The 18612-nt window shown below is 48.1% G+C and carries 22 protein-coding genes; 20 read left to right on the plus strand and 2 right to left on the minus strand.

All coding sequences use genetic code 11. The annotated features are described in order from the left end of the window. Positions 1–49 precede the first annotated feature (49 nt). Entirely contained in the window at positions 50–982 is a 933-nt protein-coding gene (locus tag VSQ62_RS08470) for a helix-turn-helix transcriptional regulator (protein ID WP_334634286.1), read from the minus strand. 108 nt (positions 983–1090) lie between these two features. Here VSQ62_RS08470 and VSQ62_RS08475 point away from each other — a divergent pair, with 108 nt between their 5' ends. Both VSQ62_RS08475 and VSQ62_RS08480 read left to right on the plus strand, forming a co-directional pair. Further along, positions 1091–1243: a hypothetical protein gene (locus VSQ62_RS08475; RefSeq protein WP_334634287.1), complete on the plus strand. Its 153-nt coding sequence runs from the start codon at positions 1091–1093 to the stop codon at positions 1241–1243. After that, positions 1200–1619 carry a DJ-1/PfpI family protein gene (locus VSQ62_RS08480; protein ID WP_334634288.1) on the plus strand — a complete coding sequence of 140 codons (420 nt, stop codon included), beginning with the start codon at positions 1200–1202 and terminating at the stop codon, positions 1617–1619. The genes VSQ62_RS08475 and VSQ62_RS08480 overlap by 44 nt, the downstream gene beginning before the upstream one ends. Positions 1620–1769: 150 nt before the next feature. Here the strand turns inward: VSQ62_RS08480 and VSQ62_RS08485 are convergent, their stop codons facing one another. Beyond that, positions 1770–3362 carry an ATP-binding protein gene (locus tag VSQ62_RS08485; RefSeq protein ID WP_334634290.1) on the minus strand — a complete coding sequence of 531 codons (1593 nt, stop codon included), beginning with the start codon at positions 3360–3362 and terminating at the stop codon, positions 1770–1772. A gap of 224 nt (positions 3363–3586) precedes the next feature. On the opposite strand from VSQ62_RS08485, the gene VSQ62_RS08490 reads away from it, so the two are divergent. The 18 genes from VSQ62_RS08490 (at position 3587) to VSQ62_RS08575 (ending at position 18560) form a co-directional block, all read left to right on the plus strand. After that, positions 3587–4429, plus strand: coding sequence for a tetratricopeptide repeat protein (locus tag VSQ62_RS08490; protein WP_172498810.1), 843 nt, complete (start codon positions 3587–3589; stop codon positions 4427–4429). After that, a complete protein-coding gene (locus VSQ62_RS08495; protein ID WP_334634292.1) occupies positions 4404–5333 on the plus strand; it encodes a DUF4037 domain-containing protein in 930 nt (309 codons plus the stop codon). The genes VSQ62_RS08490 and VSQ62_RS08495 overlap by 26 nt, the downstream gene beginning before the upstream one ends. Positions 5334–5394: 61 nt before the next feature. Further along, positions 5395–5997 carry a DUF4125 family protein gene (locus VSQ62_RS08500; protein ID WP_334634294.1) on the plus strand — a complete coding sequence of 201 codons (603 nt, stop codon included), beginning with the start codon at positions 5395–5397 and terminating at the stop codon, positions 5995–5997. Between the two features lie 292 nt (positions 5998–6289). Beyond that, positions 6290–6589: a BMC domain-containing protein gene (locus VSQ62_RS08505; protein ID WP_016221959.1), complete on the plus strand. Its 300-nt coding sequence runs from the start codon at positions 6290–6292 to the stop codon at positions 6587–6589. A 22-nt stretch (positions 6590–6611) separates the two neighbouring features. Further along, positions 6612–6923: a BMC domain-containing protein gene (locus tag VSQ62_RS08510; protein WP_016221960.1), complete on the plus strand. Its 312-nt coding sequence runs from the start codon at positions 6612–6614 to the stop codon at positions 6921–6923. Positions 6924–6946: 23 nt separating this feature from the next. Beyond that, positions 6947–8428, plus strand: a complete 1482-nt coding sequence (locus VSQ62_RS08515) for an aldehyde dehydrogenase family protein (RefSeq protein ID WP_334634297.1) — start codon at positions 6947–6949, stop codon at positions 8426–8428. Between the two features lie 39 nt (positions 8429–8467). Then, on the plus strand, positions 8468–11038 hold the full coding sequence (gene cutC, locus VSQ62_RS08520; protein ID WP_016221962.1) for a choline trimethylamine-lyase: 2571 nt from the start codon (positions 8468–8470) through the stop codon (positions 11036–11038). 29 nt (positions 11039–11067) lie between these two features. Then, positions 11068–12021 carry a choline TMA-lyase-activating enzyme gene (cutD, locus tag VSQ62_RS08525; protein ID WP_016221963.1) on the plus strand — a complete coding sequence of 318 codons (954 nt, stop codon included), beginning with the start codon at positions 11068–11070 and terminating at the stop codon, positions 12019–12021. A gap of 13 nt (positions 12022–12034) precedes the next feature. Continuing rightward, a complete protein-coding gene (locus tag VSQ62_RS08530) occupies positions 12035–12394 on the plus strand; it encodes a BMC domain-containing protein (RefSeq protein WP_016221964.1) in 360 nt (119 codons plus the stop codon). A gap of 25 nt (positions 12395–12419) precedes the next feature. Next, positions 12420–13121 (plus strand): hypothetical protein, encoded by a 702-nt coding sequence (locus VSQ62_RS08535; protein WP_334634300.1) that lies wholly within the window; start codon positions 12420–12422, stop codon positions 13119–13121. Beyond that, positions 13106–13951, plus strand: a complete 846-nt coding sequence (eutJ, locus tag VSQ62_RS08540) for an ethanolamine utilization protein EutJ (RefSeq protein WP_016221966.1) — start codon at positions 13106–13108, stop codon at positions 13949–13951. Before VSQ62_RS08535 ends, eutJ begins: the two co-directional genes overlap by 16 nt. Positions 13952–13966: 15 nt before the next feature. Continuing rightward, positions 13967–14251 (plus strand): BMC domain-containing protein, encoded by a 285-nt coding sequence (locus tag VSQ62_RS08545; protein WP_016221967.1) that lies wholly within the window; start codon positions 13967–13969, stop codon positions 14249–14251. Positions 14252–14264: 13 nt separating this feature from the next. Next, a complete protein-coding gene (locus tag VSQ62_RS08550) occupies positions 14265–14531 on the plus strand; it encodes a EutN/CcmL family microcompartment protein (RefSeq protein WP_016221968.1) in 267 nt (88 codons plus the stop codon). 21 nt (positions 14532–14552) lie between these two features. Next, the gene (locus VSQ62_RS08555; RefSeq protein WP_016221969.1) at positions 14553–15227 is read left to right on the plus strand and encodes a cupin domain-containing protein; all 675 of its coding nucleotides are present in this window, start codon (positions 14553–14555) and stop codon (positions 15225–15227) included. Between the two features lie 19 nt (positions 15228–15246). Then, the gene (locus VSQ62_RS08560) at positions 15247–15894 is read left to right on the plus strand and encodes a BMC domain-containing protein (RefSeq protein WP_334634302.1); all 648 of its coding nucleotides are present in this window, start codon (positions 15247–15249) and stop codon (positions 15892–15894) included. A 14-nt stretch (positions 15895–15908) separates the two neighbouring features. Continuing rightward, positions 15909–17573, plus strand: coding sequence for an acetaldehyde dehydrogenase (acetylating) (locus VSQ62_RS08565; RefSeq protein ID WP_334634304.1), 1665 nt, complete (start codon positions 15909–15911; stop codon positions 17571–17573). Position 17574: 1 nt separating this feature from the next. Next, positions 17575–18243 carry a phosphate propanoyltransferase gene (locus tag VSQ62_RS08570; protein ID WP_016221972.1) on the plus strand — a complete coding sequence of 223 codons (669 nt, stop codon included), beginning with the start codon at positions 17575–17577 and terminating at the stop codon, positions 18241–18243. Between the two features lie 32 nt (positions 18244–18275). Further along, positions 18276–18560 (plus strand): BMC domain-containing protein, encoded by a 285-nt coding sequence (locus VSQ62_RS08575; RefSeq protein WP_016221973.1) that lies wholly within the window; start codon positions 18276–18278, stop codon positions 18558–18560. Positions 18561–18612: the final 52 nt, after the last annotated feature.

Here is an 18612-nt window from a genome sequence, read left to right on the forward strand (position 1 = left end):
TTTGAACTGATATGGAGAAAATAAGTGAAATCCTATCAATTTATTTGTTCTAATTCTCATATAGTGCAGAAATTTTTTGTATTCTGCGTTTCATTTCTGTGCGGATGTGTAACGGCTCTAAGCATTCACATTTATCCCCGAAACTAAGAAGGATATTATAGTAGTATTCATTCTCTATGAAAGGGAAACTGACAATGTAATATTCTTCACAGTCTGGCGAAATGTGTTCATAGGTGCAAAAATCAAGCACTCTGTCCAGGATAGATTTATGAATACGGATTTTGATTTTTGCTTGCATGGGTTCCAAGATTTCTGCAAAGTCTAATGCCGGTTTTTGATATTCTCGCGGTGTAAAAGTTTCTTCTTGCATTTGCAGATTTGACACACGGGACAGCCTGAACATGCGAAAATCATTTCTTTTGCGGCAAAATCCATACAAATACCAATGACTGCTTTTCAATACGAACTGATATGGCTCAACCGTTCGTAGTGTTTTATTTCCGTGGTGGGCAATATATTCAAACGAAAGCAGTTTGCTTTCCTGCAAAGCTGTTTTAATGATCTCTAAGTACGGCTGTATGTTCTCGTTTCCCATCCATGGACTTAAATCTATACATATTTGATTTGCTTTTAATTCAATCTCTTCTGCTTTGTCAGCAGGGATGAAACCCTTTACTTTCGCAAGGGCGTTTACCAGTTCGCCGCCGTGTATCATGTTGGAAAGGCTGGAAAGCCCCATTAAGATTGCGGCAAGGTCAGCAGATGAAAAGACCTTTTTATCAATCTTATAGTTTGGCATGATTTCAAAGCCGCCGCCGACTCCTGGTGTTGCATGGATGGGGATACCTGCTATATTGATAGCGTCTATGTCGCGGTAGATTGTGCGGGGTGATACTTCAAACATATCGGCTAACGCTTGAGCGCCTATACGTTCTTTGCTAAGAAGTACCATTATAATACTGACAAGCCTGTCAACTTTCATCTAAAAGCCCTCTTTTTTATCCGGATTGCTGCCATATAGATGTCAACAATTATATGATACGATAATAAAGCAGACAAATCAATAAAACGATGAAAAAGGAGGAAATTTATGTATACGATCTATGTTTATGTTCTTGATACGTTAGCTGACTGGGAAATGGGGCATGTTATTTCGGAGTTGAATTCTGGCAGGTTTTTTAAAAAGGACTCACAGCGTATTGCTTTTGCCGGGCGCAGACACGTGGAATACCCCAAAGCATAGAGCTATTATTAAAAAGGCAGAGGAACTTCTCGATGTAGGTGCAACGGTGTGTGCAATCTGTGGTGCAACGGCAGCGCTTGCTGATCATGGGCTGTTGGATCAGCGTCGGCGTACCAGCAATGGACCGGGATTTCTTGAAATGGTTTCTACCGGCTATCAGGGGCAGAGTTTATATGCAGACAAACCATCTGTGACAGATGGCGGTCTTATTACGGCAGGTTCCACCGGAGCATTGCTGTGGGCGAAACAGATTATTGAGCGCTTAGGTGTTTTCGAGCCAGATACATTGGAAGCGTGGTATGAATATTTTAGTACCGGTAAGCCTGAACATTTTTTTGCTCTCATGCAGACTTTGCCGGCTGGTAAGGATAATTAAAATTGTCCGGAAGTTTAGCAAAGCCGCAGAGATTTTAATATGATACTACTTGATAATAATACGATGCTGAAACAGTCAGTCCGTAAATTTGGGGGCTGGCTGTTTCTGTATCCGTGCGGTTTGTTTTTCTGCTTATCGGGATGGTGTGATTTACACAACAGCTTCTACAATGATCTTATCACCAAACCGGATCTCTTGGATACCGGTTTTTTTGTTCTTATTAAAGTTAAAACTGATCATATAACCCTTGTCCTTATGATAATATTCCAGGTAATCAGTTAACTGCGCTTCACCCCTTGCGTTGTATTCGGTACCATACCATTTTTTTAGTTCAATAATGAATTGCTCCCCAAGATAATCTACGATAACATCGGTTCGCCGTGCATCTCTTGTCTGTGCCTCGATATAATAATTCCCTGTACCATTGATGATGGGCCTCAAAAACATCAGGAAGATTTTCCTGCCGTGGTTTTCAATGAACTTATCATCATTGTCACTGTAAATGTCATTGAAATATTCTACAAATTTTTTCAGAGTCATATCCATGTCAAGCCGGCCGTCATGAATGAAGTAACTTTTATCCCGCTGCGCCAGGGCGCCGATTTTGCTTGAAAGCTCCTCTTCTGAAAGAAAATAATTATAAAGACGCATTTCAAAGATGCGGTTTGCGATCTGTACTTTTCCGTTCTTATTGACCGCATATCCGAACATATGGGAAAGATTGATTTCCTTAGTGTCCGGGTTATATGAGAATTCATTTCCCTGGAATAAAATAGCCTGAAACATCTGTTTCATTGACGGATATTCTTCAAGATGCCGGATCATACTTTCGAACAATGGGACGGAATTGACTAAGAGCCTTTTTACGGCTTTCTCGATTCCGGCTTTCCCCCATGCGTCTGCCGGATTTTCACATTCATTGCCCGGAATAAGTTTTTCATCGATAAATTTGCATATTGAAGAGACCAGAACGGGATATCCGGCGGTATACTGATATATTTCTTCTGCCATAAGAGGAACGTTCATTCCCGTATGGCGGTCAGCCTCATATTCCTCCAGCATGGACATGATCTGTGCGGGTGAAAAACTCATATCCATATCAAAGTCTGCGGCAATATTCCAGGGACTATTGTATAGATGCTCCGTCTCGGGACGCAATTTTAATTTCAGGTTCTTAATGTCATATACGCCCGCAAGGATCACCGAATGGAAGATCGGCGTATTCTCACGTTCCAGATAATATCCGCGAAGCTGTGCCAGGAAATCAATAAATACCTGGTTATTGCTTGCGCTGTCAACTTCATCGATCATCAGCACGACAGGACGCGGACTGATCTTGCACATATCGCTTAAGCAGCCAAATAATTCGATCATGCCTGTGCTTGGAGCATCGATTTTTAAAGCCGATAACCGCTCCTCCAATTTCTCAGTATCTTCTGACGGGATCATACGGAGGGCTGCGGACAGACTTTGGGCGAAGGCTCTTGAAAATGCGGTTTCGTTTTCAAAGTTGGAGGTTGCAAGCTTTTGAAAATCCAGTGAAAAAATTATATAGTCTTTTTCTAAATACTTAGCCAGAGCCTTAAGCGTTGTGGTTTTTCCGTATTGACGCCCCCGGTTGATGATGAAATACTCCTCATTGTCAACATAAGTTTCTTTTATGATCTTCAATCTGTCGTCAAGTCTTACCATGTAGTGTTTTTGCGGATTACAGAAACCAGTGATGTTAAATCTGCGTGCCATTCGACTTCCCTCCGTTAAATCTGAACTGTCACTTAAGAACTGCAATCTAATTTTAACATCATACATCCGTCTTTGACAAGAGAGGGTTTCCAAATATCAGCAATATCAGCCGTCTCTATATCTTTCCCTAAATCTTTCCATTATTAGATATTGACTTTCCCGTTATGTGTAAAGTGTATAATTAAAAAAAATTCTGGAATCTATGAACAGAACGGAGGGTGCGGATGAAAGGAAAGGTTGATATACAGGAATTTTACAGCGTACTGGACAGTTTGTATGAGAAGAAAGAGATGGACAAGGCAGAGCCTTATATGCTTGAGGTTCTTTCAAGAGCCGGTAATCTTGAAGACCTGGAGGGCGTGGTTTCAGTCTGCAATGAACTGGGAGGGCTGTATCGCGCTATGAGGCGCACAGACGAAGCGCTCTGGACTTATGAGAAGGTGATGGAAGGGCTTGAACAGATGGGCTTGAAGGGAACGCGCAACTATGCGTCGGCGCTGATCAACCTCGGCAACGTGCATATTGCCCGGAAGTCTTATGAGAAGGCATACGGCATCGACCGGCAGGCGCTTGAGATACTGGAAAGGCTTGGAGGCGAGGCATATCAGAGAGCCGCGTTATACAACAATATGAGCGCCGTCTTGCGGGAGCTTGGCAGGACGAAGGAGGCGCAGGATATGGCGCTTAGGGCAATAGAAATCATAAGAGAACTGCCGGAGTGTATGGGTGAGCTGGCGACTTCTTACACGAATCTGGGTCAGGCGCAGGCAAAGGAATACGCCTTTTCCGACGCCAGGCAGAATCTTATGCACGCATTGCAGTTATATGAGAACAGCAGTGGAGACAGGGATATTCATTATGCGAACGCGGTGTATGCCCTTGGGAATCTGGACGACGCGCAAGGGTACTATGAGAACGCCGAGGAGAGGTATATCCGGGCGGCGAAGCTGATAGAGCGGGATTTTGGACATACCTGCGATTACGATCAGATCATGGAGGATCTACAGAGAGTCAGAAGGAAGGTGAAGAAGGTTGAAGGGAATGGAATTATCCCAGAGTTTTTATGAATTCTGTAAGGAGCAATTATTTGCCGGCGGCTTGGAGGAGCTTCGGGGTTATGCCGCGGCAGGGCTGGTCGGTGAGGGATCGGAATGTTTTGGCTATGATGATGATATATCACAGGACCATGATTTCGGCCCGGATTTCTGTATCTGGATCCCGGAGCGGATCTATCAGGAGAACGGAGGCAGGCTGGAGGCGGCATACGACGCATTGCCTGAGACATACCGCGGATATCAAAGGAGCAGTTCAAGACAGACGCTTATCAGACGCGGTATCATGACGGTCGAGGGATTCTACAGGAAATATACCGGAATCCTGCACATTCCGGCTGACACAAAGGAATGGTTCCAGATTCCGCAAGGTTTCCTTTCCGTTGCGACAAACGGAGCGGTATTTGAGGATCCATACGGAGAATTTACACGCAGACGGGAATATCTGCTTGCCTATTATCCAGAGGATGTGATCCGAAAAAAGCTGGCGGCAAAGACGGTAGCCATGGCGCAGGCAGGGCAATACAACTATGTACGCTGCTGTAGGAGAGGGGAATGGGAGAGCGCATATCTGGCAGGCGGAGAGTTCGTCAGAGCTGCTCTTTCTGTGATCTACCTGCTGAATAAGAAATATATGCCGTTCTATAAATGGGCGTTTCGGGGAGTGGAGACGCTGACAGAGCTTCGGAATGCAGCCGTCGATCTGAAAGCCTTTGTCCGGCTGGAAGATTCATCAAAGAATGCTGTACAGAAAAGAATCCTGATAGAAAGTATATGCGATGAAATCGTCTGTGAACTAAGGAAAAAGGGCTATTCTACAAGTAACGGCGATTTCCTTGAACCCCACGGGAATTCTATAATGAGCGGTATCCAGGACGATTGGCTTCGCAGCCTGCATGTGATGGCAGATTATGGATAGAGTATCCCGATATATGAAAAAAGATCTTACGGCGAAAAGGATAGAAAGAGAAGGAAAGAAAATGGCAGAAAACAGAGAATACAACTCGAAAGACGAATTGATTAATCAGATCATCTCAGAAGAATACCGAATGTTTTCTGAGGTACAGAACATAGGCGGCCGCGCTTCCTGCCAGGATGATTATGACACGTTTTATATTATGCGGTGCGCTCAGCACAGCATTTTTGCGGAAAATACGCTGAAAAGCTATCTGCAAGACATAGAAGACGCACAGAAGGCAGAACGAAACCTGATAACAGAAAAGTATTCCTGGATGATGGAAGAAACCGATCCAATCTGGTTTAAGGAAAAGTTGAGTCCGCATCTGCCCCGGCTTAGTCCGCGCAAGATGCGTTTGGTGGAAAGTATGACGGTTACTTTCATGAACTGTTATGAGGACGTGAAAAAGCAGTATCCCAATATGCTCGCCTGGGGACGCGATCCGTATGACAATCAGGGCGGCGCATCTATCCGGCTGTATTTTTCCGGTGAACTTAAGACATGGTCGGAGGGGACCTTGCTGCTGGCTTGCCAGGATATCATTTCGCATCTGGAGAAACACGAAAATCCGGTGCGTATGATCTACGAGAAAATCATGGATTTTTACAGCCGCGTACTGATGTAAGAAGGCAGAAGAAGTACGGGGCAGAATTCCCGTTAGGGGAAAGGGGAAAAATCTGTAAAAACAGGAAAAAAAGGGCTGTAAGTTTTTTTAGAGCGCTGGATAGAAGGTTAACGGGGATTTTCATTATAAAAACTGCACAAAAATGCAGATAAAAATAAGTTGAAATGTACAATATTGACTTTGACCGATAGGGAAATGATACCTTATAAAAGGAATAAATAATGTAACTGCCGGATATCAAAGACAATATCAAAGACAGTTACGTTCAGGAGGATCAAGAAAGGAGGAGACAATGAGATATTACGGCGAAGAGGCTTTGGGAATGGTTGAGACATTAGGCATGGTTCCTGCTTTAGAAGCGTGTGATAAAATGCTGAAAGCAGCTGATGTCGAATTGGTCTCGTATGAAAATGTGGGCTCTACCTTGGTGACGATTATGGTCAAGGGAGACGTTGCCGCATGCAGGGCGTCCGTTGACGCAGGAAAAAGAGCCGCGGAACAGATAGGCAAGGTGACGGCGGTGCATGTGATACCTAGACCGATTCGGATCATCGGTGATATCGTATCCTGTCACGATGTAGACATTTATTAATACATAGGGAGAGGGAAGACTTATGGCTAAATATAATGCTTTAGGCATGATAGAGACGTTTGGTCTTGTGTTTGTACTGGAAGCCGCTGACGCTATGGTAAAGGCCGCTGACGTGGAGCTGGTGGGCTATGAAAACACAGCTTCCGGCTATATCTCAGTACTGGTTGCAGGAGACATTGCCGCCTGCCAGAGTGCGGTAGATGCCGGCGTGAAGGCGGTGAAGGATATGGAAGGCAATCTGTACAGTTCCGTGGTGATCGCAAGCCCGCATCCGGATCTGTACAAGATCACAGAGCGTTACCGGTTGGATAAACTCCTTCCGCAGATCGATTAGAACGCTTAAGGGAAGGAGACGACATGAATATTATCGACAATGATCTGCTCTCCATCCAGGAAGCCAGGATATTAGCTGAAAATGCAGCGATGGCAAAAAAACAGCTTGCCCAATTCTCTCAGGAAAAGCTCAACACCATTGTGGAAGGAATGCTTGACGCAGTAGTTATGCATCTGGGAGAACTCGCCTTATTGTCCCATGAGGAGACCGGTTACGGGAAGGCAGAAGACAAGGCTGCAAAGAATTATTTTATCTGTGAATCGGTAAGACGAAAGATCCGCAATATGAAATGCGTCGGATTTATAGAGGAAGATGCAGATAACTGCACGGCGAAAGTGGGAGTGCCCTTAGGAGTGATCGCGGCGCTGGTGCCGTCTACCAATCCGGTATCTACCACCATCTTCAACGCGGTGATCGCAGTAAAGGCGGGCAATGCCATTATCTTTTCCGCGCATCCAAGAGCAGTTAAGACAGTCGGAAGAACATTGGACATATTGATCAAGGCCGCCTGCGAACACGGTATGCCGGAATATGGGATCTCCTATCTGCACGCAGTGGACAGGGAAGGGACCAATACCCTGATCAGGCATCCTGAGGTGAATCTGATCTTGAATACCGGAGTTCCTGCATTTCTGGATGAGGCGAACCGTTCCGGCAAGCCGCTGATCTACGGCGGAAGCGGAAACGGACCTGCGTTTATCGAGAGAACCGCCGATGTGAAGCAGGCAGTCAGCGACATTATCGAAAGCAAGACTTTCGATTACGGAATGGTATCTGCCGCGGAACAGTCCGTCGTAGTGGAGCGGTGTATCGAACCGGAAGTACGGCGGGAACTGACCGCGCAGGGAGCGTACTTTATGACGGAGGAAGAATCCGTCAGATTAGGCAGGCTGCTTTACAACAGCGACGGAAGCATCAATGCGGAATTCGTCGGGATTTCTGCAAAACGTCTGGCGTCAAGAGCCGGATTTTCCGTAGACGGGCAGGTAGAATTGCTGATCGCCGAAGGGAAATACGCGCTGAGCGACAATCCATATAACAAAGAGAAGCTTTGTCCTGTGCTTGCGTACTATATCGAGGATGACTGGCAGAATGCCTGCGAGAAATGCATCGAGCTGTTATTTGCCAAGAACGGCGGGCACACGCTGGTGATCCATTCAGCGGACGATTATGTGATCCGGCAGTTTGCACTCAAAAAGCCGGTGGCGAGGGTGTTGGTCAATACTCCGGCGTCGCTTGGCAGTATGGGCGTGACTACGGCTCTGTTCCCGGCGATGACGCTTGGAAGCGGCGTGACAGGACAGGGTATCACGTCGGAGAATGTATCGCCGCTGAATCTTGTGTATATCCGCACGGTCGGGGCAGGTATCCGGGACAGCGCATATATCAGGAGATATTGCGGTGATCAATTGGCGGAAATTAAGGAGAAACGCAAAATGGAACGTGAAGAGGGGATGCGCCTGATCAGGCGTCTGATCGGTGAGGCGGTTTCCTCTGCATCGTAATAAATGAAAAACAAAAAAAGAAAGTGAGGTATATGAAAATTGGATATTCGTGAATTTTCTACAAAACTCGCAGAAGCAACCAGGGATATGACGCCGGCAGAGCGCCAGGCGATCCAGAAGATGTTCCAGGGAATGAGCGAGCAGATTACAAAAGAAGATCCGGCGCCGGCGTCTTGCGCGTCCGGATGTAAGGACGGATATGCAGGAACGGCAAATCACGGGACAGCTATTCCAGAAGGACCGACAGAGCGTATATTGGCTTTGAAGAGGCAGTATATGAGTTGGAAACCGTCCATCACAACACATCGTGCAAAAGCAATCACCAAGATTTACAAAGAGAATCCGGGAATGCCGAAGATCCTGCTTCGCGGAAAATGTTTCCGTTATTGCTGTGAGACGGCTCCGCTTGTGATCCAGGAGAATGAGCTGATCGTCGGCAACCCGACAGGAGCGCCGAGAGCCGGTGCATTCGCTCCCGATATCGCATGGCGGTGGATGCAGGATGAATTGGATACCATCGAGACACGTGACCAGGATCCGTTCTATATTTCACCAGAAGATAAGAAATATATGAGAGAAGTTCTGTTCCCATTCTGGGAAGGAAAATCTGTAGACGAATACTGCGAAGGCCAGTACCGTGAATGCGGCGGCTGGGAATTATCCGGCGAGTCCTTTGTATCCGATTGTTCCTATCATGCATTAAACGGCGGCGGCGATTCCAATCCGGGCTATGACGTGATCACCATGAAGAAGGGTATGATCGATATACAGAATGAAGCCAGGGAAGCGCTGAACCATTTAAGCTACACGAATCCAGAGGATATCGATAAGATCTATTTCTACAAATCTGTGATCGATACGACCGAAGGCGTTATGATCTATGCCCAGCGCCTCTCAGACTATGCCCGCCAGATGGCGTTAAAGGAGACGAACCCGCAGCGCAGGGCAGAGCTTGAGAAGATCGCAGAGATCAATGCAAGAGTTCCAAAATATAAACCGGAAACCTTCTGGGAAGCGATTCAGGCAGTATGGACCATTGAATCCCTGCTTCCTGTAGAGGAAAACCAGACGGGTATGTCGATCGGCCGTGTGGACCAGTATATGTATCCGTACTATCGGGCAGATATCGACGCCGGGCGTATGAACGATTATGAGGCATTTGAGCTTGCAAGCTGTATGCTGATCAAGATGTCCGAGATGATGTGGGTAACGTCTGAGGGCGGTTCCAAGTTCTTCGCCGGATATCAGCCGTTTGTAAATATGTGCGTCGGCGGATGTACACGTTCCGGTGCAGATGCGACCAACGATCTGACATACCTGCTGATGGACGCGGTAAGACACACGAAGATCTATCAGCCGTCGCTTGCATGCCGTATCCATAATAAATCTCCTGAGAAATATCTGCGTAAGATCGTAGATGTTGTGCGTGCGGGTATGGGATTCCCGGCCTGTCATTTCGACGATACGCATATCAAGATGATGCTGGCAAAGGGCGTGTCTGTAGAGGATGCAAGAGATTACTGTCTCATGGGCTGTGTTGAGCCGCAGAAGGCAGGACGGTTATATCAGTGGACTTCGACTTCTTATACACAGTGGCCGATCGCCATTGAACTTACGCTGAACCACGGAGTTCCGCTCTGGTACGGCAAACAGGTAACACCGGATGAAGGACCGCTTACCCAGTATCAGACTTTTGAGCAGTTCGACCGGGCTGTTAAGAACCAGATCGACTACATCACAAAATGGACGGATGTTATGACGGTGATCTCCCAGAGAGTACACAAGGAACTGGCGCCGAAGCCATTGATGTCCATTATGTACGAAGGATGTATGGAAAAGGGCTACGGAGTTGAATCCGGCGGAGCTATGTACAATTACGGCCCGGGCGTCGTATGGTCAGGACTTGCCACCTACGCAGATTCCATGGCAGCGATCAAGAAGCTTGTATTCGAGGATAAGAAGTATACTCTGGAACAGCTGAATCAGGCTCTTCTTGCTGATTTTGAAGGATATGAGCAGATCAGAAGAGACTGTCTGGACGCACCGAAGTATGGAAATGATGACGATTATGCAGATAGTATCTGTGCGGATATCATTCAATACACAGAGCATGAGCATAGAAAATATAAGACCTTATTCTCACATCTGAGCCACGGTACGCTGTCAATTTCCAACAATACACCGTTTGGTATGATGACAGGCGCGTCTGCCAACGGAAGAAAGGCATGGCTGCCTCTGTCCGACGGTATCAGCCCGACACAAGGCGCGGATTACAAGGGACCGACGGCGATCATCAAGTCCGTATCAAAGATGGCGAACGACAATATGAATATAGGCCTGGTACATAACTTTAAGCTGATGCCGGGACTTCTTGACACAATGGAAGGCGAACAGGGATTGATCACACTGCTGCGCACGGCAAGTATGTACGGCAACGGCGAGATGCAGTTCAACTATGTGGATAACCAATCTATGCTGGAGGCACAGAAGGATCCGGACAGCCACAGAGACCTTGTGGTACGTGTCGCAGGTTACAGCGCGTTCTTTACCGAGCTGTGCAAGGATGTTCAGGACGAGATCATCAGCAGGACTATGCTGACAAAACTTTAGACGATTACACGGAATGAAGGAGTTCACTTATGAGCGAAGTGCAAAATGAAGATATTGAACGGAAGGCAGTCATATTTAATGTGCAGAAGTATAACACATTCGACGGCCCCGGCGTCAGGACTCTGATATTTTTTCAGGGATGCCCGCTCAGATGCAAGTGGTGTGCGAATCCGGAGGGCCTTGAACGGAAATTCAAAGTGATGTTTAAGGCTGACGTATGTGTAAACTGTAATAGATGCGTTGCGGTGTGTCCGAACGGCGTCCATCAGACGTCAGCCGATACAGGCAGACATCTGATCGACCGCAGCAAGAAGTGCATCGGCTGCCGGGCGTGTGAGTCGGCTTGTCTGGTCAAGGCGCTCAACATTGCCGGAGAGGAAAAGAGCATATCCGAGCTTCTGGATATCATAATGGAGGATAAGGACTTCTACATGATGTCAGGAGGCGGGGTGACGCTTGGCGGAGGCGAGGTGACCAGCCAGCCGGAAGCGGCAGGAAGCCTTTTGTCTGCGTGCAAGAAGTCGGGAATCGGGACCGCGATCGAGACCTGCGGTTATGTGAGACAAGAGAATCTAAGGATGCTCGCGCCGTTTGTAGATCTGTTCCTGTTTGATATCAAGCATATCGATTCAGAACGGCATTATGAGTGGACCGGCGTCCGGAACGAACTGATCATTGAAAATGTGAAGTGGCTTCTGGGAAATAATAAGAATGTCAAGATCAGGATGCCTCTGTTAAAAGGAGTAAACGACAGGCGTGAAGATATTGAGGGAATCGTAAAACTGCTGACGCCGTATCAGGATTACAATAATTTTAAGGGCATAGACCTGCTGCCTTATCACAAGATGGGCGTCAACAAGTATAAACAGCTTGATATGGAATATCAGATTGAAGGAGATCCCTCTCTTTCGGCAGAAGATCTGGACAGGATCGAAAAATGGATCAGCGGGTATGATTTACCGGTAGCGGTAATCCGGCATTGATGGAGGAAGGAAAATGGGATTTCTTGACGACAGCTCCGATATAAGGAATCGGATCATTGAAGAATCGGTACCCGGGAAACAGGTGACAATTGCACACGTGATCGCATCACCCATGCAAGATATCTATGAAAGGCTTGGGATCGAAGAGGCGGGAGCGATCGGGATTCTTACGCTTTCGCCTTATGAGACAGCGATCATTGCAGCAGATATAGCCGTGAAAGCGGCGAATGTGAAGATAGGCTTTCTGGATGGTTTTACGGAATCGGTGTTTTTAAGCGGTGATGTCCAGAGTGTGGAGACCGCTCTTGCGGCGGTCACCGATACACTGAAGAATATGCTGGGATTCACCGTTGCGCCGATCACCAGAACGTAGTACGGAGCATTGGATGGAGGAGAGAATGAAATTTATAACAGAATATGATCTTCGTGCCAGGTTCAATGAACAGCCTTTTACAGACTATAGAATTGAGAAAAATACCCGTTTGACGCCAGGTGCAAGACAGTTTTTGTCGGATCGGAGGATTACCCTTTTGGAGGACGGTGCAGACAGAAGTGTTAAGGTGCAGGAAACGGACCGCAAACGGATACCGGAAGCCTGCCAGGCTTGTGAAGCAGCAGATTCAAAGAAGGATTCTCTGGCAATTGCAAAGCTTCTAAGCGATGTGGAAGTTCTGGAAGCGGAATTCCTTGTCATAACGAGCCAGATCATCGAAACGGATATTGAGATCGCCGGACAGATGTCAAAAGCCGGGCATGAATTCGGCAGGATCAAGACTCTTCTGACGGATGGAGCGGCAGATCTCAATATCAGCTTTGAGGGATGCACAGGGATGGATAAGGATCATTTCGGTAAGGACCTGGGCAATTGTTTTGACATTACAGACTTCTATATACAGTCGCCGAACGGAAAAATAATTGTTCAGATGAATGCCCTGCGGGCTAAGATCAGAGCGATGAGGCTCAGCGCTGCAGAAGCGCTGAGCGCAGACAAAGAGGAGAAGCGCCAGGAGGCAGTGACAGAGGCAGTCAATCAGATCATCAATAAATTGTCACAGCTGATATGTATGGCGGCGGGGGTGAAAACATGCAGAAGGACGTAATAGATTTCAAGTTCTGCGACGAACTTGTAGAAGAATTTAAACAGGTGGTAAAACACCCGGTCCGATCAAAGAGTTCCGTCTACTATGTGGGCGTGGATCTTGGAACTGCATGTGTAGTAACCGTGGTTCTGGATGAGAACCGCAAGCCTGTGGCAGGAGCCTATGAATATGCAGACGTGGTAAGGGACGGAATGGTCGTGGATTACATCGGAGCGGTTGATATCGTCCGCCGGATGAAAGCAGAACTGGAAGAAAAGCTCGGCGTAGAAGAATTAGTATATGCGGCGGCGGCGATCCCGCCGGGGACAGATACCCTGGATGGAGGAGCAGTCAAGAATGTGGTGGAAGCGGCAGGCTATCTTATCACATCGCTGGAAGACGAGTCTACTGCGGCGAATAAAGTTCTCCGTATACAGAACGGCGCGGTGGTAGATATCGGCGGCGGAACTACGGGAATATCCATCTTCAAAGACGGAAAGGTAGTATACGTGGCAGATGAGCCTACCGGAGGAACGCATTTTTCCCTGGTGTTATCCGGCGCTTACCGGAAGACCTTTGAGGAAGCAGAGCTTTTCAAGAGAGATAGGGCGAATCATAAAGAGATACTGCCTGTGTTAAAGCCTGTGATCGAGAAAGTATCCGCGATCATCAGCCGGCATATTGAAGGGTATCAGGTCGACAGTATTTCCTTAGTCGGCGGTACCTGCTGCCTGGCGGGAATCGAAGAGATCATTGAGAAGAATACCAGGATACCAACTTATAAACCGATAGATCCCATGTTTGTGACGCCTCTGGGAATCGCATATAGTTGTACTGACAAAGAGAGATAGGACGGCGGAGAAGATATGGAGTTTCGGATCATTAAATCCCCGACAAAAGGAACGCTTGATATATTAGAGCGTCGGAAAGGCTCAGGCAGCAAACAGACGCTTGGGCACGTGGGTGCGGTTGGGCTTGTACAGGGCAGGCTGATCGAGATGATCGCGGCGGCGGATATCGCCGAGAAAGCGGTCGGTGTCACGGTAGAGGACATCAGAGGAAGCTGCCCGCAGAATATGATATTGCTGGCGATATTTGGAGACACTTCTTCGGTAGAGTCTGCGATTGAGAAGATCAAGGAGAGCTTGTAAGAGGTGAGGAATTATGGTGACAGCGAGATTGATCGATAATATCTGGGCAACCAGGAAATCAGAGCTTCTAAACGGCTATAAGCTGATGCTTGTTGAGATAATAGGCGGAATAGAAGCCGGTAAGAGACTGGTGGCGGCAGATGTGATCAGCGCGGGGATCGGAGACCGGGTACTTGTGGCCACGGGATCTTCTGCCCGCAGAATGTTAGAAAACGATAATATTCCGGTCGATGCAGCGATCATCGGAATTATTGACGAGGATTGCTGTTTTGAAGAATAGAACAGGAGGTGAAAGACAAGAATGAAAAGACTGATTGATGTAGCCGCTGTGAATGAGATGAAAGCAAACGGGCAGAGTATCGTCTATACAGACGGGAATACATTGCTTACGCCGGCAGCGATGGACGCGATCAACGCGAATGGCATGACGATCGAGGAAGGCGCATGTCCGGCAGCAAAGGAGACGCCGTCTGCTTCCTGCTGTCAGGATCATAAGACTGCAGCGGCAGGGGCGCCGGAAGGAGAAGTAAGCGCGGACCTGATCTTCAAAGTCCTGTCGAGCCTTTCAAAGAGCGGGCTTCTAAATGACATGCTCGCGGCATGCGGGGCGGACAGTAAGCCGTATGAGGCAGAGTACGATCCGGCAGGATTCAAATTAATCCGCGGCAGCAGTGTCAGGACGGAGGTCTTAGACACAGGCGATCCTGCACAGGCAGGCAAGGTCAACTATAGGGAGATCATAGGCGCAGACGACAGATCTTCCATAGCGGCGGGCATTATTACGATTGACGACGTCAACTTTGGCTGGGAAACCGAATGTCAGGAGATCTATTATATCATAAGCGGCTGTATTACTGTTACGATCGGCGGAAAAGTATATGAAGCGAAGGCTGGCGACGTGTTCTTTATCAAGAAGGGAATCAAGTGTGCGTTTGGCGCCAAAGGACTTGGAAAGGCATTTTATGCAACATACTGATCAATTAGGAGGATGATATATGCAGGCTTTAGGTCTTATTGAAACCAGAGGGCTGATCGCAGCCATTGAAAGTGCGGACGCTATGCTTAAGGCGGCCGAGGTACGTCTGGTGGAAAGAACATTCGTAAAAGGCGGTATCGTCACCATTACGGTCACAGGAGATGTTGCGGCGTGCAGGGCTTCCGTGGATGCAGCGGCGTCTGCGGTTGCCAGAATGGGAGGAACGATTCTTTCCACACATGTGATCCCGCGTCCGCATGAAAGCCTTGACGGTTCGATGATCGGTTCTGTAGATCCGGTTTGGGAACAGGAAGAGATTGAGAACACAGAAGATAAATTAGAAGAAGATGCCTTTGAGGAAGAGCCGGAAACGGCAGAAGAAGAGACCTCTAAGGAAGAGCCGGAAGCGGCCGGGGAAGAAAAACCGGATCAGAACCCGGAATCTGAGGCGAAGAAAGCAGGAGCAAACAGGGCATATGTTGAGAGTACCGTGGAAACAGACGGGATCGACAAGGCAATTTCAGCGCTGAAACGCTCTAGAACAGCCGAGATAAGAGAAATGCTCCTTGGCGAATATCCGGAAACGAGTCTTAACAGCGAATCGGCGGCAAACATGACAAAGAGAGAAATGCTGGATTGGCTGAAAGATTTCTACACTGAATCATAGTGAGGAGGAATATTATGGATAACATGGATCTTGATCTGCGGTCCATACAGGAGGCGAGGGATCTCTGCAAATATGGTTCCGCCGCCGCCGAGCGTATTGCGAAATACTCGGAGGATCAGATCGACAAGATTCTGCAGAATATGGTCAGAGCCGCAGAGGAACACGCGGCAGAACTGGCGCAGATGGCTGTAGAAGAGACTGGCTTTGGAAAAGTGCAGGACAAAATATATAAGAATCACGGAGCATCGACTCTGGTGTATAATTATATCAAAGATATGAAGACTCAGGGGATCATCTCAGAGGATCCTGTGAACAAGATGTTTGAGGTTGCCGATCCGGTCGGTTTGATCATGGGTATCATCCCTTCTACGAACCCGACGTCAACGGTGATCTACAAATCACTGATAGCGGTTAAGGCGAGAAATGCAATTGTGTTCTCCCCGCATCCGTCAGCGCTTAAGTGCACCTCCAGGGCTGCGCGGCTGATGGCACAGGCGGCGGTAGACGCAGGGGCGCCGTCGGATACGATCGGATGCCTGTCTATGTGTACGATGCAGGCGACGAATGAACTGATGCACAACGACGCGGTCAAGCTGATCATCGCGACAGGCGGTCCGGGCATGGTAAAAGCTGCTTACAGTGCAGGCAAACCGGCGATCGGAGTAGGGGCGGGCAACTCTCCTTCCTATATCGAGCGTACTGCCGATGTGAAAAAAGCCGTATCGAATATTATCGCGAGCAAGACATTTGACAACGGTACCATCTGTGCGTCGGAACAGTCTATCATAGTAGAAGAGTGCAATCACGACGCGGTTGTTGCGGAGCTGAAGGCGCAGGGAGCATATTTTATGAATCCTGATGAAGTTAAAAAGGTATGCTCTGTACTGTTTAAAAACGGCCATACTATGAATGCGAAGTATGTGGGAAGATCTGCCAAGGTCATTGCAGACGGCGCAGGAATCAGCGTACCGGATAATACGACCGTGCTGATCGGAGCGCAAAGCGGTGTCGGAGAAGGGAATCTCCTGTCATACGAGAAGCTGACCTGCGTGCTTGGATTCTATGTTGTACGCGACTGGCATGAGGCGTGCGAGCTCTCTATGAAGCTGCTCCAGAACGGGATCGGGCATACGATGAACCTGCATACCCAGGACGAGAAGATCGTCCGTGAATTTGCAGTTAAGCCGGCGTCTCGTATTCTTGTCAATACCGGCGGAAGTATGGGCGGAACCGGATTAAGTACCGGGCTTGCACCAGCGTTCACGCTTGGCTGCGGAACCATGGGCGGAAGCTCCGTATCGGAGAATGTAACGCCGCTGCATCTCATCAATAAGAAGACGGTATGCTATGGGATCAAGGATGCGGTTACTCTTGCCAGTGATGATCCGACGTTCCATGTATGCGCTGATGCTTCAGCAAAGAGCCAGACATGTTCGTCTATTCCGGCAACGCCGATCTCTTACAGTACCGGATGCAACAGCTGCGGATGTGACGCACAGTCACCGGCAAGCTTCGTCAGAAATCCGATGGCAGCGGCTCATGCGGCTTGCGTGGCAGGTACACAGACTGTCTCGGAGGACATCGACAGCAGGAAGATGGCATCGTCAGATGAAGGGATCAATCTTGAACAGTTGAAGGATATGATCAATGGGCTGGTGAATGCCATGAAGGGAGAGTAGAATGGATAATAACAGCTATAATGAGATTCTGGAGCTGTTCTTAAAAGCAGTTGAATCTGTGAAATCTTCCAACTCTGACGCATATACAGAGGATGCAAAAAAGGGATTGGTCCCGGTAGGGATCTCCAACCGTCACGTGCATCTGACAGAAGAGGCGGTTGAGGTACTCTTCGGAAAAGACTACGTGCTTGAACGGATCAAGAATCTGTCCCAGCCGGGGCAGTTCGCCTGCAAAGAGTGCGTGACGCTGTGCGGTCCGAGAGGCGTGATCGAAAAGGTCCGGGTACTGGGGCCCACAAGGCAGCAGAATCAGGTAGAGATCCTTGCCGGCGATATGTTTAAGTTAGGCTTACAGGCGCCTCTTAGGCAGTCCGGGGATCTTGCGGAAAGCGGCGGTATCATCATGGTGGGGCCGAAGGGTTCCGTACAGATCAAAGAAGGCGTTATCGTGGCTCAGCGGCATATACATATGAATCCTATGGAGGCAAAAGCTTACGGGGTTCATGACGGGCAGAAGGTAAAACTGGCGGTCGACGGGCCAAGGGCCGGGATCATGGACAATGTAGTAGTCCGTGCGGATGACAAAGGCGCTCTGGAGTGCCATATTGATACAGAAGAGGCAAATGCATACTGCATTAACTCAAAAACCAAATTAATGATAATTAAATAACAAAATTATTTATAAAACAGGAGGAAATAAAAATGACAAAGTATGATGCATTAGGAATGATCGAGACAAAGGGACTGATCGGCGCGGTAGAGGCAGCAGATGCTATGGTAAAAGCGGCTAACGTTTATCTGATCGGAAGAGAATTCGTAGGCGGCGGCCTGGTTACCGTTATGGTTCGCGGAGACGTAGGAGCCGTTAAGGCTGCGACAGATGCCGGAGCCGCGGCTGCACAGAGAGTCGGCGAACTGCTCTCCGTACATGTGATCCCGCGTCCGCATCAGGAAGTGGAATCTATTCTTCCGACAAAAGCAGAGTAATTCGTAACAGTTCAGATACCTTCACTGTTACAGTAATTCATCATGATCGGGC

It is taken from the genome of Sporofaciens sp. JLR.KK001 (assembly GCF_036941055.1).
GTDB lineage: Bacteria > Bacillota > Clostridia > Lachnospirales > Lachnospiraceae > Sporofaciens.